Origin of the sequence: Vibrio sp. 10N.286.52.F8 (assembly GCF_041468745.1) — a bacterium.
GTDB lineage: Bacteria > Pseudomonadota > Gammaproteobacteria > Enterobacterales > Vibrionaceae > Vibrio > Vibrio crassostreae_C.
The window spans coordinates 16,610-39,354 of record NZ_JBFRJF010000033.1; the positions used below are offsets into that span (position 1 = coordinate 16,610).

Consider the following 22,745-nt stretch of genomic DNA (forward strand, 5'->3'; position numbering starts at 1 on the left):
CTCATAAAGGAGCCGTGTTATAGTGGTAAACGATTGCTAACAAGTAAGTTACTCAAAAGACAAGGGTTGTCATGTCCGCTAAACATCCAATTATTGCGGTGACGGGTTCATCTGGAGCCGGCACCACCACCACCTCAGAAGCCTTCCGTAAAATGTTCAATATGATGGACGTGAAGGCCGCTTGGGTTGAAGGGGATAGTTTCCATCGCTTCACTCGCCCAGAGATGGATGTCGAGATCCGTAAAGCGCGCGAGCAAGGTAAGCACATCAGCTACTTTGGTCCTCAAGCCAACGACTTTGGTGCGCTAGAAGAGTTCTTCCGTAAATACGGTAACGAAGGTACAGGCAAGGTACGTAGCTACCTGCACACGTTCGATGAAGCCGTTCCTTACAATCAAATGCCAGGCACCTTTACGCCATGGCAAGAGATCCCAGAAAATTCAGATGTGATGTTTTACGAAGGCCTGCACGGCGGTGTGGTTGATGGCGATATCAATGTTTCTCAACACGTCGACTTGCTGATCGGCATGGTACCTATCGTCAACTTAGAATGGATCCAGAAATTCGTTCGCGACACACGCGATCGTGGTCATTCTCGTGAAGCAGTAATGGACTCGATTGTTCGCTCGATGGATGATTACCTTAACTACATTACTCCTCAGTTTTCGCGTACTCACATCAACTTTCAGCGTGTTCCAACGGTAGACACATCAAACCCTCTCAACGCTAAAGGGATCCCAAGTTTAGACGAAAGCTTCGTTGTTATACGTTTGCGCGGCATCAAAAACGTCGATTTCCCTTACCTTTTAGCTATGATTGATGGCTCATTTATGTCTCGCCACAACACGCTTGTGGTACCAGGAGGGAAGATGAGTTTTGCTATGGAGCTCATTGTAAGGCCGATCCTACAACAACTCATCGAAACCGGAAAAATTGGTTAACAGAGCACCATTCTGGTTGATTACTTTTCATACCGTGATCATGTGCACAATTTTGCGTAAAAAATCGTAGCTTGGTCACGATTAAAATCAAGAAATAGTACCTGAAAAAGGATACTATTCTTAAACGAAACACAAGATAGCTTGCAGCGCTCAACGAGTGCTCTTATCCTACAAGTCAATCCAGGCTTAGCTAAAATACGGAAAGCGGCAAGCATACCCTGCAGAGGAAGTGAGATATTATGGTTCTAGGTAAACCTCAAACCGATCCAACATTAGAGTGGTTCCTTTCACACTGTCATATTCATAAGTACCCATCAAAAAGTACTTTGATTCATGCTGGTGAAAAGGCAGAAACCTTGTACTACATTGTTAAAGGTTCTGTGGCAGTTCTTATCAAAGACGAAGAAGGTAAGGAAATGATTCTTTCTTACCTAAACCAAGGCGACTTCATCGGTGAGCTAGGCTTATTCGAAGAAGACCAAGAGCGTACAGCTTGGGTTCGTGCAAAATCTCCTTGTGAAGTAGCTGAAATTTCTTTCAAGAAATTCCGTCAACTTATCCAAGTGAACCCAGACATCCTAATGCGTCTATCAGCGCAAATGGCAAACCGTCTACAAGTAACTAGCCAAAAAGTTGGTGACTTAGCGTTCCTTGACGTAACTGGTCGTATCGCACAAACGCTACTAAACCTAGCAAAACAACCAGATGCAATGACTCACCCTGACGGCATGCAAATCAAGATCACTCGCCAAGAGATTGGCCAGATCGTTGGTTGTTCTCGTGAGACCGTTGGTCGTATCTTGAAGATGCTAGAAGAGCAGAACCTAATTTCTGCACACGGTAAAACTATCGTGGTATATGGCACTCGTTAATCTCGATTAACTGAGCCTAAAATTTGAAAGCCACCAAATGCAAATTTGGTGGCTTTTTTGTTTTCTGAAGACCCAGAGAGCAGATGCGAGATACGATAAAAACTCACAGAATCCTATTTGTAAACTTCCTCGAAGCGAAGCGTACTCGAATCTCTAGGACAAAGTCCGTGCTTGTACCTTTTGTTAACCGTTGGTGCTCTCAAAGATTTTGTCAGCTGATGCTGCAACAAAACCTGTGTAAAGCTCACCGTTGACCATCGCATAACGCTTAGCGAACTCATAGAAGCCGCCAGGAATCATCTCATTGCCTTCAACAAATGAAACTGGGACTTTGTCTGCCATTGTTGATGATTGCTCTAATAAGACCTCTGGAGAGCCTTTAACCTGACCGCCAGATGCATTGATCGTGAAGCCTGACTCGCTCAGGTAGTCATTCACCGCCTGCACTTCATCAAATTCATTTAGCTGGTTCACACTCACCGTAAAGTGGTTTGCACCATATCCATGAGCCGCGAGCCAAGACGCGTATTCGCTCTCTTTCGCTAGTACTTGGAAGTCAGCGAAGCTCAAATCCCAAAGACGACCACCAAACAAGAACTCATGACCTTGAAGCTTACTTGAGTCCACTTGCTCAACCAACTTAGCAACGATCTGTTGCAAGTCACTTGAACACTCTTCTACCTTCAACTCACTAATGAACACTTTTGGTTGTTTTGGATCTGGGTGCTCGTAATGCTTAGCCACCAACTTCTTGCTCTCAAACAAGTAGTCGCCACACGCCTTATAGCCTAACTCTAGGAAAGGCTTCGCTAATGTTTCAATACCCAAAGGAGCAACATTGAAAGTACGCAATGCAATGTGATCATTAATCAGCGCTTCGTCTTCTTTCAGCAAGTGATGTACTTTCTCAGCCGATGGACAAAGCCTGTGAATGTAATCGTCCCAAAGTGATTTAAAGAGTAGATCGGGCGTCATGGTGACTCCTTGTCAGAGGTTCTAGCAAGCTAGTAATTTGGATTAGAAAGGGAGAGGCTGAGACACAGAGTCAGCAGCCATCAGCCTGTGACATACTTTTCTATTATTATCTACCGCCCAATCTAGGTGTTGGGCGTGATGGAAAAAGGAAGCGATAGCACCGCTTCCTATTTCAAACTTAACGCATAAGCCTAAGACTCATTAGCCTAAATTAAAGCTCAATACCTGGGCTAAACGTTGCCGGAAGTTGAGTTTCGCCACCTTCCATTGAAGCCATAGGGTAAGCACAGTAGTCAGCCGCGTAGTAAGCACTTGGGCGTAAGTTGCCCGAAGCACCTGGACCACCAAATGGAGCATCGCCACTTGCGCCTGTTAGCTGGCGGTTACGGTTAACAATGCCCGCACGGATATGGTCAACAAAGTATTCCCATTCAGAATCATCTGTTGATACTAAGCCAGCAGATAAACCAAAGCGTGTGTCGTTAGCTAGCTCAACCGCTTGCTCTAGCGATTGATAACGGACCACTTGTAGCAATGGACCAAAGTACTCTTCATCCGGCAGTTCAGCAATGTTGGTTGCGTCGATAATACCAGGAGAAACAAACGCCGCTTGACCCGCTTTTGCTTCTACTAGACTTACACCGCCTAACGATTGCAGATTCGCTTGTGCGTCCAGAATGAACTTAGCCGCAGCTTCAGAGATCTGTGGGCCCATGAAGGGTGCTGGCTCAGCGAATGGCTGATCGACACGAATTTTCAAGGTCGCAGCAACGAGCTTATCCAGTAGTTGATCGCCCTTATCTCCTATTGGAACATACAAGCGACGAGCACATGTACAACGCTGACCAGCACTGATGAACGCCGATTGGATGATAGTGTATACCGTTGCGTCTGCATCACCGTATTGGTCGCTGATCACCATAGGGTTGTTGCCGCCCATTTCTAGTGCCAGCATCTTGCCCGGTTGGCCCGCGAATTGACGGTGAAGGATATGCCCAGTATTAGCGCTACCTGTGAACAGCACGCCATCAAGACCTTTAGCATCAGCCAGTGCGATACCTGTCTCTTTAGCGCCTTGCACTAGGTTGATTACGCCAGCAGGAAGACCCGCTTCTTGCCATAGCTTCATTGCGAATTCACCCGTCCAAGGTGTCTGCTCTGAAGGCTTGAATACTACGGTGTTGCCCGATAGCAGAGCTGGAACAATATGACCGTTAGGTAAGTGACCAGGGAAGTTGTAAGGCCCAAATACCGCCATCACGCCCAATGGACGGTGACGAAGTACAATTTGGTTGCCAGCCGCTTCACGTGAAGCTTCACCTGTACGCTCGTGGTAAGCACGGATAGAGATAGCAATTTTGCCTGCCATCGCGCCCGCTTCAGTGCGAGTTTCCCAAATCGGTTTACCCGTCTCTTTTGCAATAATCTGTGCAATCTCTTCGCTGTTCTCTTTTACCTTCTCAGCAAAGTTCAACACGATCGCTTCACGCTCTGCAAAGCTCAATTTTTTCCAAACCAAGAAGGCTTCACGAGCTGCTGCTACTGCAGATTCAACCTGCGCTGGTGTTGCGCTATCACCCTGCCACACTACTTCATTGTTGTATGGGCTTACTGATGTCATGGCGTCACCTTGACCTGCCACCCACTGTCCTGCTATCCACTGAGTCATACTTCTATCCTTAAAATCTTCGACAGATAATCGCCGCTCTTACTGAGCCAACATGCGAACGAATTCGCCTTCTTTTACTTCAAGAGCGCTCGCTACTTCAGATGATAAAATCACTGTGTCGCTTGCTTGGTCATACGCACCTTTCGCGGCTACTGCGCGGAAGTTCTCAAACGAGGTATTACCAATTAGGAAGTCTTTAGAGCTAGAGTGCTCTGCAATTTGAACCTGTGCTCGAATTGAGTGACGCACAGATTCGATGTTTCTTAGATCACACTCAACCGTTGGGCCTGCATCAAAGATGTCGACATAACCACGGTTGGTGAAACCTTCACGTTCCAGCAACTTAAGTGCAGGGCGCGTATTGTCATGTACCTCTCCGATCACCGCTTGAGCTTCTTTGCTCAGTAGGTTCACGTAGATAGGTAGCTTAGGCATTAGGTCAGCAATGAAGCCTTTCTTACCAATACCGGTTAGGTAATCGGCAAGCGTGAAGTCAATCGAGAAGAAATGTTCTTGCAGCCATTGCCAGAAAGGAGAATTGCCTTCCGCATCTGATACACCACGCATCTCAGCAAAGATCGTTTTTGAGAAACGCTCTGGGTGCTCAGCCATCAGTAGGAAACGACACTTAGACATCAGTCGACCGTTTAAGCCTTTGCGGTAATCAGGACGTAAGAACAGCGTACAAATTTCGCTGCAGCCTGTGTAGTTATTACCAAACGTCAACAGCTTAACCACGTTATTCACTTTAAGGCGCTGTGAAGAGTGAACCACTTTACTGATGTGGTACGAGTAAAAAGGCACATCCCAGCCAATCGAGGCTTCTATGCCGGTCGTACCCGCCACTTCTCCGGTTTCGGTATCGTAGCCAACCATCAGGTAGCCTTCATCACCGGGCTCGGTCACGCCTTGTTTCGCGAAGCTGTATTCAGAGTGAGTAATACGATTGGTTAACAGTTCTTCGTTAACCGGAAGAGATGTGAATCCATGTCCTGATTCAACTGCACAGGTGTGCAGCGCATCGTAATCAGACAGTTTTATTGGGCGAACAACTAGCATCAATATTCCCTCCAGATGCAAAATAGGCCCAAAACCAGAAGCTTGGGCCTTTAGCAGAACGTCATGGGATCGCTCTATTGGCGATCATTCCTATGACGCCGCTCAGGCTAAACTAGCGTAGCGATTGCTTTGTCTAGTTTTGATAAACCTTCTTCAATTTCTTGTTTAGTGATAACCAGTGATGGCGTAAAACGAACCACGTTTGCACCCGCAACCAGTACCATTAGGCCTTGCTCGCCTGCTGCTACTAATACGTCACGCGCACGCCCTTGCCATTCGTCATTCAGTGCAGCACCTAACAATAGGCCTTTACCACGAATCTCACTGAAAATTTGGTATTTGTCGTTAATCTTAGTTAGACCATCACGGAATAGCGCTTCACGCTCTTTTACGCCTTCTAGAGTCTCAGGTTGGCTAACTACGTCAACCACTGCTTCAGCTACCGCACACGCCAGTGGGTTACCACCGTATGTAGAACCGTGCGTACCAACCTTAAGGTGTGTAGCCAGTTCAGACGTCGTCAGCATTGCGCCGATAGGGAAACCGCCACCTAGAGACTTCGCTGTGCTTAGAATGTCTGGCGTCACGCCCAGACCTTGGTAAGCATAGAAGTTACCAGTACGACCATTACCTGTTTGTACTTCATCAAAAATCAACAATGCATTGTGCTTGTCACACAGTTCACGAACCGTATTCACGAACTCAGCCGTTGGAGAGATGATACCGCCCTCGCCTTGCAGAGGTTCCATCATGATGGCACAAGTGCGATCAGAGATATGCGCGTCTAGAGCGGCAATATCGTTGTAAGGTAGGTGAGTTACATCGCCAGGTTTTGGACCGAAGCCATCTGAGTAAGCTTCTTGACCACCAACGGTTACAGTAAAGAAAGTACGACCGTGGAAACCTTGTTTGAATGCAATGATTTCAGATTTCTCAGGACCGTGAACATCCGCAGCCCAACGACGAGCTAGCTTAAGTGCTGCTTCGTTCGCTTCTGCACCAGAGTTCGCAAAGAATACTTTTTCTGCAAAACATACGTCAGTTAGCTTCTTCGCTAGACGCAGTGCAGGTTCGTTAGTCATTACATTACTTAGGTGCCAAATCTTGTTTGCTTGCTCGGTAACAGCATTAACCATTGCTGGGTGACAGTGACCCAAACAGCTCACAGCGATACCACCAGCAAAGTCGATATACTCTCGGCCTTGTTGGTCCCAAACGCGTGCGCCTTCCCCTTTTACTGGGATCATTTCCATTGGGTTATAACAAGGCACCATCACCTCATTAAACAGACTACGTTCTACTTTATTTTCCACTGTCATCGTACATTCCTTCTCGATACCGCAAGCTTCGCAAATAAGCGTAATGGTTCATAAGTTAGACAAAGATATTTTGTCTCGCCATAATCCCGCTGCAGCATTATATTTACATTTAATTAACCTTTTCAATAGTAGATTATTCTTTAGCCATCCCTTACAACCAGCTAAACGTCACTACCTATGACTATTTATGCATCAATTAATCTGTTTTATGAAGCTTTTTTTACCTAAACGTATAACCAGCAACAGCAAAGCCTTACTGGCATTGCGGTATATTGGGTTCGAGACGAAATAACGCGAATAATTTTGCATAGGCTAAAAACTTAGCCTGACGAGGGAGAAATGTTATAAAAAGTGATCGGCGTCAGAGGGATGAAGACGCGTAGCGCCCGAATTTAAACGCTTAACGGGTAATGGAATACGTTAAACTGGCTTATTTAGACGGAGAAAGAGTCAAATTTAAACACTCAGCGTGCTAGGAAGTTAGCGAGAAGCTGGTGTCCTTGCTCTGTTTTAATCGATTCAGGGTGAAATTGGACGGCATCAATCGGCAAGGTTTTGTGTTGATAACCCATGATCTCATCCATGCTACCATCTTCAAATTCCGTCCAAGACGTCAGCTCAAAACAGTCTGGTAATGTGCCGTTTTTCACCACTAAAGAGTGGTAACGAGTCACAGTCAGAGGGTTATTGAGACCTTGAAAAACACTCTTCCCGTTATGACGAATAGGCGAGGTTTTACCGTGCATCACTTGTCTGGCTCTCACCACTTCACCACCAAAGACTTGAGCAATGGCTTGATGACCAAGACACACACCTAAGATCGGCAGCTTACCAACGAAGTGTTCAATCACCTGCAGCGAAATTCCCGCATCATCGGGCGTACATGGGCCCGGCGAGATAACAAGATGGCTAGGATTTAGCGCTTCGATGCCCGCAATATCAATCTCATCGTTGCGAACAACTTTTACAGTTACCCCTAACTCACAGAAATACTGATACAAGTTATAGGTAAAAGAGTCGTAGTTATCGATGATAAGTAACATGGGTCGAAATCGTTTGCTAAATACTAAATGATTGGGAGATATAGGGGCGGTATTGTGCAATACCCATGGCGAAAGGCAAGTGGAAACTGCATTTCGCCAATAATTAAGGCCAACCTAAGTTGACCTTAATTGTTTACAGATAGCCTTAAGTTATCTGAATTGGCCTGCTTGTATAGCAAGCCAATCTATTTGTGATTGAGCTACTTGCGACGACGCCACATTGCTAAGCCAAATAGTGACATAAGAGCACCGAAGCCAAATGAACCGCCTACTCTTAGCTCAAGAACGGCAGGATCATGATCCGATGAACGGAAGTGATCTTGGTACTTAGGTAGGTCACCTTTGTACTCTTCGTTGTAGTCAAACAACGTCGACTCACCACCATTGATGTGCCAATCGGTAGCATCGACAACCCTATCTTTCAGGCTTTCGCTGATCAGCAGGTGGTCTAGAGCGCCAACTTCATCATTGTATGAGTAGCTCCAGCTGTCTGGGTGCTTTTGAGCTACAGCATTAATGTAACCGTAGTTCTTAGTAATCACCGCACCGCTATCACCAAACTGTTCAACACCATCAATGTAAGTGTTACGCGCCGCTTTAATTTGCTTTCCGTATTTCTCTTCAGAGTAATCCGTTAGCACCAACATTGGATCTTCCATGCCATACGAATTCATATCACCCAGAATCACTTTATGACCTTCAATGCCATCGAGTGCTTCGCCCAGTGCCACCGCCGCAGCTACGCGGAAGTTCTCACATGAGCCTTGCTTGTCGGCATCAACACCACCTTGACCGCCCTGTTCAACCGGTGCTGCATCTTCCCAACACTTAGATCCTTTCGATTTAAAGTGGTTAATCGCTACGGTGAGTTTCTCTTTGGTACCTTTAACCTTGAAGGTTGGCGCTAACGAGTCACGCTGGTAGTTCTTACCATCTTCAATCACCTTACCTGAATCGTCTAACACCTCTGGTGCTTGCTGGCTTGGCATCGCGATAACGCGGCTGTCTTTAAGCTTCACTACCTTCTTGCGATAGATGACACCCGTTGTGATTACGTCAGTACCAATCGAGTCCATCTCGTCGGTTACACCATCTTCATTTGAATCAACTGCGACAAACGTATAACGGTCTTTCTTACGCTCAATGCGATCATTCAACTGATTCACAAGCTGTTGAATGGCAGAACCTTCACCAAAGCCGTTGTTCTCAATTTCCATCAAACCAATGATGTCAGCGTCTAGACGAAGGATCGCGTTCACAATCTTCTCTTGCTGCATCTCAAACTCAGTGATGGTGTTCGCGCCACGGTTATTGCCGTGCTGATTCGCGTCGCCACCAAATGGAGAGTTGAAGTAGTTCAATACGTTGAAGGTCGCAATACGTAGGTCGCCTTCATCCATGTCTGGTTTGTCGGTACGCGGATCGTTACGCACATAGTTTTCAGCCGAGATCTGGTTAGTCGCAATTAAACGGTACTCACCGTAGCTGTAAGTCAGCACGCCTTCTAGGCCAACAATGGTGTCATCAATGCGGATGTAATCTTCTGTTGAACCATCTTGGTCGATATCAGTGCGGCCAAAATCTGGGTAGAAAGGGACTTGTCCATCAGCCGCTTTTTGATCGGTTTCAACGAAAAGACGGCGGTCTGCGTTGTCTTCAGTTTGCTGCTTCGCTTCGTCAGATCCCGCGGCGAAAAGCTGGTTCGGCTGCATGTTAATACGCTCATGCGCCAGTACCATGTTGTTACGACGACCTGCGTAGTCATAACCAAAGGTACGCGTCACACGCATATCAAGCGCTTCGGTTGTTTTCACCAACATGCCTTCGTAGCGTTCAAGCGTTGCAGCGAAGTTCTCGTCACTGTCTAGCACTTCAATCGCCGTAGCTTCAGGTGCCTGCTGCTCGCCCTGTTTTAGCCATTGGTTGTTTTCTACTTTCAGCTGAGTGTGGCTGTAGTATTCTTGAACCTTGCCTTTCACACACACTACATCACCGGCTACTAGCTCTGAGCTCGACTGGTTGGTATGAATAAATAGACCCTCAGAAGTGCTTGAGTTGAAATCATCCTCAAGTGCTTGCAGGTAGAAGCCTTTAGTTAGGCCTGTTGTTACCGCACTTACCACACCTTTTACGAAATATTCATCGTCGGTGATGTACGGGTAGCCATCGATGAATGGCGATGTAGCGCCCTCACCTTGGATTTCTTGAATGGTGGTGAATACTGGATCAGAGCCATCTTGTGTACAAGTGAACGCTTCTGGCAGTTCAACGCTGTCTAGTGAACCTAGGCCTTCAATGCTGTCTTTTGGTAGCGATACCCATTGTGAAGCATCAAACGTCGCAGAAGGTGTTTGTGTCGCACGAACCAAAGTAACATCTTTGCCCCAGTCCACATCGCCCATCAAACCAACAACATCATGTACCGAGCCGTCTGAATTCAAGATAGCCAGCGGGTCGTCACCATTATGATTGGCGATAGAGGCATTAATGATGTCAGCTTGAGCTTTAATCTCATCACTCGCACTAGAATGTGCGACCACGAGTACTTCACCGGGTGCTAAAACGTGTCCATCTAAAGGTAAAGTGGCACCCCATGATCCGTTGCCATTGGCAGATTTCGCCAATGAGTAACCATCTAAACTAATGCTGCTATCGCCACTATTGGCAATCTCAACCGCTTTGTTATAGCTGCCGCCTTCCACATATTGTGAAATAAACAAATCAGCGTGTGCGCTTGTAGTTAACAAGCTACCAATTGCCACTGCTAGCAATGAAGGTTTGTGTAAAAGAGCCATCCGTTTCACCTGAGTTCATCGAGTTATAGTCACTGCCATCTATGGGCAGTCATGTATTTTGTGGTAACTATCAGGTTTATTTATGAAAGGAATAAGTCAGTTGGCAAGAAAATGAGGAACTTATCACTTTGGAATCATCAATTGTTTGGCACGTTATATATTTCCAACATATATAGAAACGAGTGTGATTTTATAAAGCTTGAGGGTACCAAATAAGATCATCTGCACAGCATTACAGCGATGGATATGCTAGCTAAATACTGGGTAAATTATCAATTCAAACAAGGGGGTTTCGAGGAAGGCAAATGGAATGGGCATGAAAAAGCCCAAAGTAAACAACAGCTACTTTGGGCTCAAATTCTCAAGCGAGTTGTGTTAGTTCACCCTATGGGCGAGTAACAAAACCTACTGCTTCGTATGCTTTTTTCAGTGTCACTGCAGCACGTTCAGAGGCTTTTTCAGCACCGGCTTTCATTACTGCGTCCATGTAGGCACGGTCAGCACGGATACGGTGATATTCAGCTTGAATCGGCTCAAGCATCTCAACCAATGCTGCGCCTACGTCTTTCTTGAACGGACCGTACATTTCAACGCCTTGGTACTGCGCTTCGATCTCTTCGAACGTTTTACCCGTCGCTGCAGAGTACAGACCCATTAGGTTAGAGATACCCGCTTTGTTTTCCCAATCGTGAGCAATGCGTGGTGGTGTTTCTGCATCGGTTTGCGCTTTGTTGATCTTCTTGATGATCGACTTAGGCTCTTCTAGCAGAGTAATCACGTTCTTACGGTTGTCGTCCGACTTAGACATCTTCTTCGTCGCGTCTTGCAGGCTCATTACACGTGCATTCACTGTTGGAATGTAAGGTTCTGGTACTTGGAAGATTGGCGTTTCAGGACCGTAGATGTTATTGAAGCGAGTTGCGATATCACGCGCTAGCTCTAGGTGTTGTTTCTGGTCGCTACCTACAGGTACTTGGTGAGCACCGTAAAGCAGGATGTCTGCAGCCATCAACACTGGGTAGTCGTATAGGCCTACGTTTACGTCGTTTGAGTGACGTGCAGACTTATCTTTAAACTGAGTCATACGGCTCAGTTCACCCATTTGTGTGTAACAGTTAAGAAGCCAACCAAGTTGAGCATGCTCTGGTACGTGTGACTGAACAAATAGCGTGCTCTTCTTTGGATCAACACCGACAGCAAGACAGATTGCTAGTGCGTCTAGAGTCGCTTCATGCAGTGCTTTCGGGTCTTGGCGAACCGTAATTGCGTGAAGGTCTACAACACAGTATTGGCAATCGTAATCATCTTGCATCTGTTGCCATTGACGTAGAGCACCCAAGTAGTTACCGATACTTAGTTCACCAGATGGTTGAACACCACTCAATACGATGGGCTTGCTCATGGTTTTAATTCCTTTGCTTATTCGCTAAGTTTATTGAACGCTTAGCTTCTTAACTTAAATATAGAAAAGCCGCACAGCTCTTCTGTACGGCTCATCCAGTGTACTCATTGATAAGTATTTTGCTAGTAGGTTAGCTAACTTTTGTCCGCTTTATGCTGAAACTAGAACGACATCTAGTAATTGCGCGACGTTATCCGCGACATAGTCAGGGTTTGATGCTGAAATCGGCTCGCCGTGGTTATAACCGTAAGTCAGACCAAACGAGTGACAACCTGCATTCTTAGCCGCTTTAATGTCGTTGCTTGAATCGCCAACCATCAACATCTCTTCCGCTTTTACATTGTGCTTTTCTAGCAACCAGTTCAGAGCGACTGGGTTCGGTTTTTTCTCTGGGAAAGAGTCGCCACCCAACACATCAACAAAGTACTTATCAATACCGTGTTGCGCCAGTACGTCTGGTACAAACTTCGATGGCTTGTTGGTAACCAGCGCCATAGTGAAGCCGGCTTTATCCAGCTCAGCCAGCGTCTCTTTAACCGATGGGTAAAGGTGACTTAGCTTGTGACCGCCCTGCTCATAGAAATCATCAAACAGGATGCGTGCTTTTTTCAGTAGCTCTGGCTCTAGGCTTGGGTCAACCGTCAAGTTACGGCTGAGTGAACGTCCGATAAGAACATCAGCACCATTACCTACGTAGTCGCGAACTTGTTCTTCGCTCACTGAAGGGAAACCCAACTCCTGACAAGCTTGGTCAGCAGCAACGGCCAAATCAGGCACGCTGTCTAACAAGGTTCCATCCAAATCAAAGGCGATCAGTTTTATTGAGCTTAATGACATCTTACTTTCCTATTTATTATGTTCGTCTTATGAGTTGAGCTATAAGACGTAAAAAAGGGGCAAATTAGCCCCTTAATATTCAATCTATCTGTAGTTTTACGATTATGCGTTTACTTTTGCAAGCTCTGCACGCATCTCATCAATCACTTCTTTGTAATCTGGTTGATTGAAGATAGCTGAACCCGCAACGAACATATCTGCGCCCGCTTCTGCGATTTCACGGATGTTATCAACCTTCACGCCGCCATCAATCTCAAGGCGAATGTCACGGCCTGACTCATCAATCAGCTTACGAACAGCACGTAGTTTATCTAGCGTGTGCGGAATGAAAGATTGACCACCGAAGCCTGGGTTCACAGACATCAGTAGAATCATGTCTACTTTGTCTAGGATGTAATCTAAGCAAGAAAGCGGCGTTGCAGGGTTAAGAACCACACCCGCTTTACAGCCGTGCTCTTTGATTAGCTGTAGAGTGCGATCGATGTGCTCTGAAGCTTCAACGTGGAAGGTAATCATTGATGCGCCGGCTTTAGCAAACTCAGGCACGATGCTGTCTACTGGCTTAACCATAAGGTGAACATCGATAGGAGCCGTAATACCGTAGTCGCGCAGCGCTTTACAGATAGGCGCGCCAAAAGTCAGGTTAGGTACGTAGTGGTTGTCCATCACATCGAAGTGCACAACATCAGCACCAGCTGCGAGTACTTTTTCTACGTCTTCACCAAGACGAGCAAAATCTGCAGACAAAATCGATGGAGCGATTAGAAAATCTTTCATACCAAACCTCTTAAGAGTGAGTAAATTGCGAATATCACCGCCTTGTGACATCTCATATACAAATACAAGACTCAATTCCAAGACTATTTGGTGTGCAATTCTACCTAAGCAACTAAGCAGATCCTAGCAGTTCGAAAGATTAGTTTATGAAAGTACCCGTTGGTCACTCAATTTAATGAGTTCGAGGGTTATGTTGGCCGCTACAATTCTTCTGAAGCGTGTTGCTGGTTTTTCTCTTTATGAAAAAGTGCCAGTAACTCATCGACTTTATTGCGCCCTGCGCCATTACGGCTAATGGTGCGCTTAACCTTGACCACGTTCAGTTCTGCACCATGGTATAAACGGCGCGTTAAGGTGGTGTCATGGTTTGAGATCAAGACAGGGATGCCTCGTTCCATCGCTGCTTTTTCAGCAACATCCGCCAGTGCAGCTTGGTCATCTAAGCTAAAGCCATTACCTGCGTAAGAGGTAAAGTTTGCCGTGTTCGACAGTGGTGCGTATGGAGGATCGCAGTAAACCACACAGCCTTTGCGCGCGCGGCTAAAGGTTTCATGGTATCCCTCACAGACGAAAGTGGCTTTTTTCGCTTTCTCGGCAAAAAATTCCAGCTCAGCTTCTGGGAAGTAAGGTTTTTTATAAGAACCAAATGGAACGTTAAAACCGCCCTTCTTGTTGTAACGACATAGGCCATTGAAGCCAAATCGGTTCATATACAAGAAAGCCAATGAACGATACATGACGTTATCTGTACCATTGAACTCAGCGCGAATATCTAAGAAGGCTTCTTTACGGTTGTTCTCAGGACAGAACCAGCGCTTCGCTTCCGTGATATAAGTTTCAGGATCGGTTTTAAGCAGGTTGTACAGGTTGATAAGATCGGGATTGATATCTGCAAGCAGGTACTGTTCAAAGTCAGTATTCAGAAATACTGAGCCGGCACCGACAAACGGTTCTACCAATTTACGAGCAGGTGGCAGGTGACGTTGGATGTCTTCAACTAGGCCATATTTACCACCAGCCCATTTTAGAAAGGCACGCTGCTTTTTCATTTACTGCTCTATCTATCAACTCAAAAATAAGGCTGCGGAATGTAACATATTTTGAGGCTAAGCTCAGGGTTATTTCGCACGTTCTATCTCTCGATGCACTTGATTCATCGATTTTGCCCAAGGTTCCAACTGTTGAAGGGGTTTTGATAACGCACTTACCGCGTCTCTCGCCACTTGAATCGTTGGGTAATCTTGATAAGTGATAATAAACCACTTGGTGTCGTTGCGAAGTGTTGGGTAAATACGAACCTTGTTCTCAAGGTCATACTCTTCAATGAAAGACTGTACGTCGTCCAATGAGGTCATCGCACTCAACTGCAAAGTATAAGCTCGCGGAGAGATAGCTTGTAACTCTTCGCGAGAAAATGAGAATGTAATTTTCTTAGTCGGTGGCGTGGACTGTGTTAGGTCTGTTGCTTCATCGGCTGAAGGCTGTGACTCCACTTTGTCTGCATCTGATTGCGAACTCACCGCGGCACCTGTGTTTTCTTCAACAGCAGCATCAATCGCACTGGTATCGGCACTTTCAGGTTTATCATCAAGCAAGGCATCAACCACATCAGAGGTGATTACGACACGCTGCTGATCTTGTTCGACTTCTCCAACACTCGCGGTATCTTCAACGACAGTCGGTGGCAAAGATGAGCTGTCGTCATCAGCACCTTGATAACTCATGTCAGCTTCGGCTTCAGAATCGTCCATTCCGTCGATTCCAGCTTGCTCGGTACCACTTTCCACTTCAAAAGTTGGGATAGCTGTCTGTTCAATCGGAGCGATAAGAGATTGCGCTTTATCGTCAGGGGTTGGTTGACTGAACATCCACCAATAACCACCACCAATTAAAATCAACAGCAAGGCCACCACAATCGCGATATTGATGGGTGAGCCAATAATTGAGCGAATAATAATCCTTTTTTCCACTTTCAATTCTCCTAAAGCCATTAACTCACCGGGCAGAGGTTGCGCTTTATTAAACGCGCGTCGCACGCAAGTTTCAGACTCATCATCAACATATCGAATCACCAGTGATTCAAAGAAATGTTCAGCTTCTGGTTGCGAAAGGTCATCGATCTCAAGATCGATAGGTTTGTGTTGTTGACCGTAGCTCAAACGCGTTAATAACGTATCTAAGTGGCCAGGTTCCGAGAAGAGAACGATATTGATCGTCCATTGAGGGTTTGATTGAGCTTCCAGTACCAACATCCATAATTCGGATACCAATAGCTCAGAAAGTCGTTGGGCATCATCAACGACGATAACCACATTACACGGTTCTCCATCCAGTAACCTTGTTAGGCTATCCGATAAAGAATCATGTTGATTAAACAGGGGATCAGAAACAATTTGGCTAAGAATGAGCGCACGGCGTTGTTGATCGTCTTGGCTTGGATGACAAAGCAGTAAACACTGATTTTTTTCTGTCGACCATGCTTCAAGATAACGCTGAGCCAACCAAGATCGGCCAGAGCCAGCTTTGCCCGCCACCGTCACAAGGTTTGAACCAAAGTTAGTCAAAAGCTGTAAGCGCTCTAGCAGCTCAACTTGAGATTCTAACTCTAATACTCTTAATTCATGAGCCAAACTCATTGGGGATCCCTACTGATAAGATCGATCAGTAAAACGCTTCAGTTGCCTAGAGTTTAGCTAGGCAACCTCACAACCAAATTTAAAGAGTACGGCAGAAATCGATCGCTTGTTTAATGATGTCTTGAGGCACATCAGCAACCACTTCAGCAGTACCAATACTTGTTGGTAATACCAAACGCAACTGACCAGACAGCACTTTTTTATCGCGCATCATGTGCTTCATAAAGTCTTCAAAAGACATGCTTTCTGGCGTATGGATTGGTAGTTTCGCATTCTTGAGTATAGAAATAATTCGCTCAAGTTGCTGCTGAGAGATCAGTCCCTGTAATTGAGCTGTTTTAGCTGCCATTACAGTGCCTGACGACACAGCTTCACCATGTAGCCAATTACCATAGCCTAGTTCTGCTTCAATCGCATGACCAAATGTATGACCTAGGTTCAATAACGCTCTGATTCCTGACTCTTTTTCATCTAGAGCCACCACTTCAGCCTTAATTGCACAACAACGAGCAATCGCGGTAATCAGTGCTTCTTCATCAAGTTGATAAAGTTTCTCTAGATTCTGCTCCAACCAATCAAAGAAGGCTTCATCGTAAATGATGCCGTATTTGATCACCTCAGCAATGCCCGCTGCAAACTCACGCTCTGGAAGCGTTGATAAACAGTTGGTATCGATGATCACAGATTTCGGTTGGTAAAAAGCGCCGATCATATTCTTACCAAGAGGATGGTTTACTGCGGTTTTACCACCAACAGAAGAGTCCACTTGAGAAAGAAGGGTCGTCGGGATTTGAATGAAATCAATACCGCGCTGGTAACAAGAGGCAGCAAAACCGACCAAGTCACCGATAACACCACCTCCTAAAGCAATCACCACCACATCGCGGCTGTAATTTCCTTCAAGCATGTAGTTCATCACTGAATTGAACGTTTCAAGGGTTTTGTACTGTTCACCGTCTGGCAGCTCGAGAAGAGATGTCTGACAGCCGACTTGATCCAATAGCGATAAAATTTTATCAGCATAAAGAGGCGCTACTGTCACATTACTGATAACAACAACTTTCTGCTTACCTGATAAAAAAGAAAGGTACGCCGGGTCTTCAAATAACCCGGCGCCAATAGAGATAGGGTAGCTACGCTCAGCTAGATTGACCGTAATCCGTTCCATGGGTTTGCTCTCCGAAAAAATGAACTTAACGTTCTTCTAGCATTTTTACGATCTGGTTGGCTACCACTTTTGCACTTTGGTCGTCAGTACGAACTGTGTAGTCCGCCACTTCTTCGTATAGTGCGTTGCGAGATACAGCTAGATCTTCTAGCACATCACGCGGGTTGTCTGTTTGAAGTAGAGGGCGTTTCTTGTCGCGGTTAGTGCGAGCAAGTTGCTTTTCAATTGTTGTCTCTAGGTATACAACAATGCCTCGTGCAGATAGACGGTTACGGTTTTCTTTGCTCAACACTGAACCACCACCTGTCGCAAGAACAATACCTTGTTCTTCTGTCAGATCATTGATTACAGATTCTTCGCGCTTACGGAAACCTTCTTCGCCCTCAACATCAAAAACCCATGCGATGTCTGCGCCAGTGCGCTCTTCGATCACAGTGTCAGAGTCTAGAAACTCCATATGAAGTTGGGAAGCTAGGTGTCTACCAATTGTACTTTTGCCGGCGCCCATTGGGCCAACAAGAAAAATATTGCGTTTCTCAGCCATGTTTTTAGCAGTAATTTACAACGTTAATTCAATGACATCGCCACAAGGTAGGTCAGTACAAGTACTGAAATTAAAAGGCCCGTGGCACCGATTCCTCACAGATAATTCGTGATAAGACCCGAAATTATCAAGGTTAGGTGCCACTAATGCAACTTTATTTTTAATCTAATTGTTCATTACTGAATCACAACTTTGGGTGTGACAAAAATAAGTAGTTCACTTTTACCCACATTTTCATAGCTGCGACGGAACAATGCGCCCAAAACTGGCAGGTCCCCCAACAGAGGAACTTTATCCACTGTACTGCTCACGCTGTGCTGAAATATCCCGCCAAGCACGACAGTTTCACCATTATTAACAAGCACTTGCGTACCTATTCTTTGCGTATCAATGGCGACCGCTTCACCGGTTCCAGTTTTTACCACTTGCCCTGGCCTATCTTGAGTCACGCTCAAATCCAATACCAAACGATTATCGGGCGTGATCTGCGGTGTCACCTTAAGACTCAACACGGCTTTCTTAAATGCAACCGACGTAGCGCCACTTGAAGATGACTCTAAGTAAGGAATTTCAGTACCTTGCTCAATATAAGCCGGCTTTTTATTGGTGGTGATTAAGCGTGGACTAGAAATGATTTCAGCTTTTGACTCTTGTTGCAGTGCCGACAGTTCAAGATCGAGTAAGGTATCTGAACCCAGTTTGGCCACCTGAAACGCAATACTCGAGGCGTTCGGCGATGTTGCCCCTAAATTGACGTTGAGATAGTCATCAATCACGCTGCTGCCGCTATCGTCGTCATACGGCGTAATCGCTGATGGGTGGTTACCTTCGATTGAGCCACCAACGGTGAAGCTTCCGTTGGTTGAGGAAACGCCCCAGCGCACGCCAAGCTCATCAAGATTACCCTCAGTAACCGTGACAATACGTGCCTCTATCTGTACCTGCTTCACGGGAATGTCTAACGATTCAATGATGCCTCGGATCACGGCAATGTTTTCTTCCAATTCACGAATGAGCAGTGAGTTGGTGCGCTCATCAATGGTAATCGAACCACGATCGGACAACATGCTGACCGCACCTTCACCTCCAATCATGTCAGCGATGTCGGTGGCTTTAGCAAAGTTAATCTTGATGATTTCCGATTTAAGCTCCCCTAACTCCTCTTCTAAGCGCGATTTCTCTAACGCTTGTTGCTCTCGAAGGTCGAGCTCCGCTTTCGGCGCGACCAAGATAACATTGCCATCAACACGCTTATCCAAGCCTTTAACTTGCAAGATAATGTCGAGAACTTGCTGCCAAGGTACGCCATCTAAGCGTAACGTCAGGTTTCCGGCTACCGAATCAGACACCACGAGATTGAAGTCGTTGTAATCAGCAATCAGTTGCATTACATTTCGTACCGGGATATCCTGGAAGTTAATCGATATCAGCTTGCCCTCTTTCTCTAGAACGCTTTTTTCTTTGGTCGCTTCATCGAGCACCGGTTTGCTGATCACCACCTCAATAAAGCGCCCCTTTAGGTTGTATTCATACTGATAGTCATTGCTAATCGTCGCTAGAAGCCGAGTGCTTGGTGTCTCTTTATAGACTTCAATGCCTTCAACCAAGGTAGCGAAATCCTTCACATCCAGCAGGTAGAGCTTGTCATCATCAACTTGAGTATTGATTAGCTCGATACTTAACCCTTCCTGAGCTCGTTGAACATCCACCACTGCTGTGCTGGTCGCCAGCTCAATAATGATGACGGCGTCTTTATCCTTATTGACCCTAAAATCAATATTCTCCAATTTGTTCGGTAAGCTCTCGGCATGGCTGAGCACGCTAACAACCAACATCACAGACACAGCAAAACCTTGTAGAGCCTTGCTCACTAATCCACTTATTCCTTTAATCATATTTACATCTCATATCCACATCATGTGACATTGGTTTACTTCAGAGCCAGCCTAACGTTGCGCTTATGCCAACAACCTAAGCCATCTGGAAGAGTTTCATTAATCTGAACGTATTGGCTCGTCACCTTAGTAACTCGGCCATTGTTTAAGCCGATAAACTGGCCTTTCTTGACGTTTACCACGTTGCCTTTGGGTGTTTGCACTAAGCCAAACACGCTTGAGCCATTGCCCATCACGCCTCTTAAACGAAGCTTACTCAGCGGGTACTTCTCTAACTTGCCATTACGAGAACGGGCGCTGGGTTGCCAACAGTCTTTCTTAACCAAGGGTTGGTTTTGCACAATGGCTTCTTTAGGCAGTTCAAAGGGAGGACGCAAAGATCGGCGCTGATAAGTCGCCGCCGTGAATTCAGTTGCTGGGACAAGTTGCTCGACATCTTTTCTCGCCTTGGCTTCAACCTGCGCCACAAAATCTTGCAGTGAGTCTTGATTAGCTTTGCAGCCTGACAACGCAAGCATCAATACGATTGAGTAAAACGCGCTATTGGGTTTCATCATTAACCTCCGATTTAAACTGGTAGGTATAAGCTCGAACCCTAAAGTGCAGCGTGCTACTTTCTTGACTGACTCGCTGCCAATTCACATCATCAAAGCTAATAATACGCGGCAGCTTGGCGATGGCAGCAGAGAAGTCACCAATCTCGTGATAGTCACCTGTCAGCTCTATATTGAGAGGCAATCGATAGAGAAACTCCTTATTCTGCTTTTGCCCCCAATCGATTCGTGTGAAGGTCAACGAGTTATCCAAGCCGAGCTCATTCACGGAGGCCAACATGCTCGCTAACTCCTTTTGAACGGGCAGCTGCTCTAATAGATAATCGTAGCGACTAGTTAGCTCATCCAACTGGCTCTGCAACTTAGGCAAGGCTGCAACCTTATTCGCCTTTATCCTCAAGGTCGTTTTTAAGGTCTGCTCCTGTTGCTTCATCTGTTTCAGTTCCTCGTCGAGCGGCAGCAGATACAGCCAAGTGCCAACACCTTGGATTAACACCATCAACACCAGAATCACGAGAAGCTGAGGCAACAATGGCCATTCGGTGATCTCATCAACATCGAGATCTTGCAAGCTCATCCTGTTTTGCCTACTAATCCTATTTTGAAGGTTAGCCATGATGCGCCCCCTTATCTTTTCTGCTCGCGGTTGTGTTTTCTAAAGACACAGGGCTAAACACAAAAGAGACCTTGAAGGTCTGAAACTCTTTATTGAAGCGCTTGCGGTTATGAACGATAGAGTGCATCTCGACCCCTTTCAAAGAATCTGAACGTTCGAGGTTGTCCAACATGGTGGCGAGACGAGCAGTGCTGTCGCTGATGCCCGACATTTCAATCTCCTGACCATTCATCTTTATCTTGTCGACATAGACACCCTCTGGAATCAGCTCCGGCATCAAGTTCATGAAGTCGGTGGTCTTATTACGGCCAAGCTGCAGCGACTCAACCACATCAAGTCGAGTCAGAATGGCTTTGTGTTCTTGCTCTGCGACTTTTAACGACTGAATTTGTCGGTCGAGCTCAGCAATGTACTGATTGAGGTAATTGAGGCGAGCTTGCTGCTTGGCTTGTTGATCGTGAAAATAGTGACCAACCGCCCATTGCCCTATAAGCGCAATGATGACGCCAAGAATGACCAGATGGATAAAACGCTTCTTGTGCTGAGCACGAATCTCATCACGCCACGGCAGCAGGTTAATTTGATGCAACATGCTTCTCTCCCTGCCACTTGAGCCCACTCATCGCCATACCCGCCGCGATACCAAAGTGTTGCCAGTCAATCGGCAGTCGGCGTCTCTTGGCGACCTTATTCTCAAACAGAGACAAAGGATTCAATGACTCGCAGCTCAACTGAAAATGGCGTTCTAGCTCTTCGGTTACCATAGGGATGCTGGCGCCCTCGCCCATCAACCAAATCCCTGAGATAGGTTGCTCCGCATTTCCCGATGAATAGAGCTGCAATTGACGCTTGAGCTTCTCAATCAGGTTAACAATGAATTGATGTGTCTCTTCCATAGTACCGAACACGCTCTCGATATCACTCGGGTCATCTGAGCTGCGAAGATCTTGAGTGCCAAAGGCGATGTCTTTATAGAAAGGCGCCGAATTCTGCGGGATAACCCCTAGCGAGGTTTGGTCGATTCCAACATCCACTAGCAACCAGTTTTTCTTATCGGGATACAGGCGCGAGGCCAATTGCCAGATATTAAGTAGCCCATGCGCCTGTGTATCCACCACCACAGGTTTGAAGCCAGCCTTGGTTAATGCATCCGCTCGGCTATCCACAACTTCTTTACGAGTGGCGTATACCTGATAACTGCTTGTCGAACCTTTACCAAATCGTTTGTCTTCCAGCTTTACAAAATCTAAACTCAGCTCCTCGATAGGAAAGGGAGATTGATGGGCGAAGGTTTGATAGATAGAAAACTCTTTTTCTCTGTCTTCTAACTCACTCTCTATTTGCAGTACTTTGCTGATCACCGTGTTATCAGGTACCGAAATGGCGACGTTGCGACAGCCAAAAGGCAGTCCTTTCCTAAGTTCTTTAAGTTTCTTAACAGTTTTCTGATACTCCAAAGTATGGTTAGCTGTAAAAATGTCGTCCGAAATCGGCAGCTCTTTGTATCCCACTAGGGCATACAACTCCCCCACGGGTTTTAGTACCACGGCTTTGATGCTGTGATGATTTATATCTATACCTGTAATTAATGATGAACCCATGTGACCTAGCTCCTGAAGTGCCAAGCATTTCGTTGATTATCT

At 46.0% G+C, this 22,745-nt stretch carries 20 protein-coding genes; 2 read left to right on the forward strand and 18 right to left on the reverse strand.

The genetic code is table 11. The features are described from left to right. Window positions 1-71: 71 nt before the first annotated feature. Window positions 72-941 carry a phosphoribulokinase gene (locus tag AB4133_RS15935; RefSeq protein WP_010435210.1) on the forward strand — a complete coding sequence of 290 codons (870 nt, stop codon included), beginning with the start codon at window positions 72-74 and terminating at the stop codon, window positions 939-941. A gap of 239 nt (window positions 942-1,180) precedes the next feature. Then, window positions 1,181-1,813 (forward strand): cAMP-activated global transcriptional regulator CRP, encoded by a 633-nt coding sequence (crp, locus tag AB4133_RS15940; protein WP_004729651.1) that lies wholly within the window; start codon window positions 1,181-1,183, stop codon window positions 1,811-1,813. Between the two features lie 183 nt (window positions 1,814-1,996). Here crp and AB4133_RS15945 read toward each other — a convergent pair whose 3' ends face one another. From AB4133_RS15945 to pilM, 18 genes are all read right to left on the reverse strand, one after another. Then, window positions 1,997-2,788, reverse strand: a complete 792-nt coding sequence (locus tag AB4133_RS15945) for a DUF1338 domain-containing protein (protein ID WP_017071309.1) — start codon at window positions 2,786-2,788, stop codon at window positions 1,997-1,999. 211 nt (window positions 2,789-2,999) lie between these two features. Continuing rightward, on the reverse strand, window positions 3,000-4,457 hold the full coding sequence (gene astD / locus AB4133_RS15950) for a succinylglutamate-semialdehyde dehydrogenase (protein ID WP_102319996.1): 1,458 nt from the start codon (window positions 4,455-4,457) through the stop codon (window positions 3,000-3,002). A gap of 39 nt (window positions 4,458-4,496) precedes the next feature. After that, entirely contained in the window at window positions 4,497-5,516 is a 1,020-nt protein-coding gene (astA, locus tag AB4133_RS15955; protein ID WP_372057606.1) for an arginine N-succinyltransferase, read from the reverse strand. A 107-nt stretch (window positions 5,517-5,623) separates the two neighbouring features. Further along, window positions 5,624-6,835, reverse strand: a complete 1,212-nt coding sequence (locus tag AB4133_RS15960) for an aspartate aminotransferase family protein (protein WP_372225020.1) — start codon at window positions 6,833-6,835, stop codon at window positions 5,624-5,626. 464 nt (window positions 6,836-7,299) lie between these two features. Continuing rightward, the gene (locus AB4133_RS15965) at window positions 7,300-7,878 is read right to left on the reverse strand and encodes an aminodeoxychorismate/anthranilate synthase component II (protein ID WP_009848915.1); all 579 of its coding nucleotides are present in this window, start codon (window positions 7,876-7,878) and stop codon (window positions 7,300-7,302) included. A 200-nt stretch (window positions 7,879-8,078) separates the two neighbouring features. After that, window positions 8,079-10,673 (reverse strand): ExeM/NucH family extracellular endonuclease, encoded by a 2,595-nt coding sequence (locus tag AB4133_RS15970; RefSeq protein WP_372137670.1) that lies wholly within the window; start codon window positions 10,671-10,673, stop codon window positions 8,079-8,081. 385 nt (window positions 10,674-11,058) lie between these two features. Then, entirely contained in the window at window positions 11,059-12,075 is a 1,017-nt protein-coding gene (gene trpS, locus AB4133_RS15975; RefSeq protein ID WP_016796005.1) for a tryptophan--tRNA ligase, read from the reverse strand. 150 nt (window positions 12,076-12,225) lie between these two features. Then, window positions 12,226-12,912 (reverse strand): phosphoglycolate phosphatase, encoded by a 687-nt coding sequence (locus AB4133_RS15980; protein WP_017061120.1) that lies wholly within the window; start codon window positions 12,910-12,912, stop codon window positions 12,226-12,228. 102 nt (window positions 12,913-13,014) lie between these two features. Next, window positions 13,015-13,689, reverse strand: a complete 675-nt coding sequence (rpe, locus tag AB4133_RS15985) for a ribulose-phosphate 3-epimerase (RefSeq protein ID WP_010435263.1) — start codon at window positions 13,687-13,689, stop codon at window positions 13,015-13,017. Between the two features lie 200 nt (window positions 13,690-13,889). Next, entirely contained in the window at window positions 13,890-14,738 is an 849-nt protein-coding gene (locus tag AB4133_RS15990; protein ID WP_017061122.1) for a Dam family site-specific DNA-(adenine-N6)-methyltransferase, read from the reverse strand. Between the two features lie 69 nt (window positions 14,739-14,807). Further along, the gene (locus tag AB4133_RS15995) at window positions 14,808-16,325 is read right to left on the reverse strand and encodes an AAA family ATPase (RefSeq protein ID WP_017068836.1); all 1,518 of its coding nucleotides are present in this window, start codon (window positions 16,323-16,325) and stop codon (window positions 14,808-14,810) included. Between the two features lie 79 nt (window positions 16,326-16,404). After that, window positions 16,405-17,493 (reverse strand): 3-dehydroquinate synthase, encoded by a 1,089-nt coding sequence (gene aroB / locus AB4133_RS16000; RefSeq protein ID WP_123310792.1) that lies wholly within the window; start codon window positions 17,491-17,493, stop codon window positions 16,405-16,407. Between the two features lie 25 nt (window positions 17,494-17,518). Beyond that, window positions 17,519-18,037, reverse strand: a complete 519-nt coding sequence (aroK, locus tag AB4133_RS16005) for a shikimate kinase AroK (protein ID WP_017061125.1) — start codon at window positions 18,035-18,037, stop codon at window positions 17,519-17,521. A gap of 176 nt (window positions 18,038-18,213) precedes the next feature. After that, on the reverse strand, window positions 18,214-19,932 hold the full coding sequence (locus AB4133_RS16010; RefSeq protein WP_137001068.1) for a type IV pilus secretin PilQ: 1,719 nt from the start codon (window positions 19,930-19,932) through the stop codon (window positions 18,214-18,216). 35 nt (window positions 19,933-19,967) lie between these two features. Beyond that, complete coding sequence (locus AB4133_RS16015; protein WP_017061127.1) at window positions 19,968-20,486, reverse strand: pilus assembly protein PilP; 519 nt, start codon at window positions 20,484-20,486, stop codon at window positions 19,968-19,970. Continuing rightward, the gene (locus AB4133_RS16020; protein WP_017061128.1) at window positions 20,473-21,102 is read right to left on the reverse strand and encodes a type 4a pilus biogenesis protein PilO; all 630 of its coding nucleotides are present in this window, start codon (window positions 21,100-21,102) and stop codon (window positions 20,473-20,475) included. The genes AB4133_RS16015 and AB4133_RS16020 overlap by 14 nt, the downstream gene beginning before the upstream one ends. Beyond that, complete coding sequence (locus AB4133_RS16025) at window positions 21,095-21,694, reverse strand: PilN domain-containing protein (RefSeq protein WP_017061129.1); 600 nt, start codon at window positions 21,692-21,694, stop codon at window positions 21,095-21,097. Before AB4133_RS16025 ends, AB4133_RS16020 begins: the two co-directional genes overlap by 8 nt. Continuing rightward, window positions 21,678-22,703: a type IV pilus assembly protein PilM gene (gene pilM, locus AB4133_RS16030; protein WP_372225024.1), complete on the reverse strand. Its 1,026-nt coding sequence runs from the start codon at window positions 22,701-22,703 to the stop codon at window positions 21,678-21,680. Before pilM ends, AB4133_RS16025 begins: the two co-directional genes overlap by 17 nt. Between the last annotated feature and the right edge of the window lie 42 nt (window positions 22,704-22,745).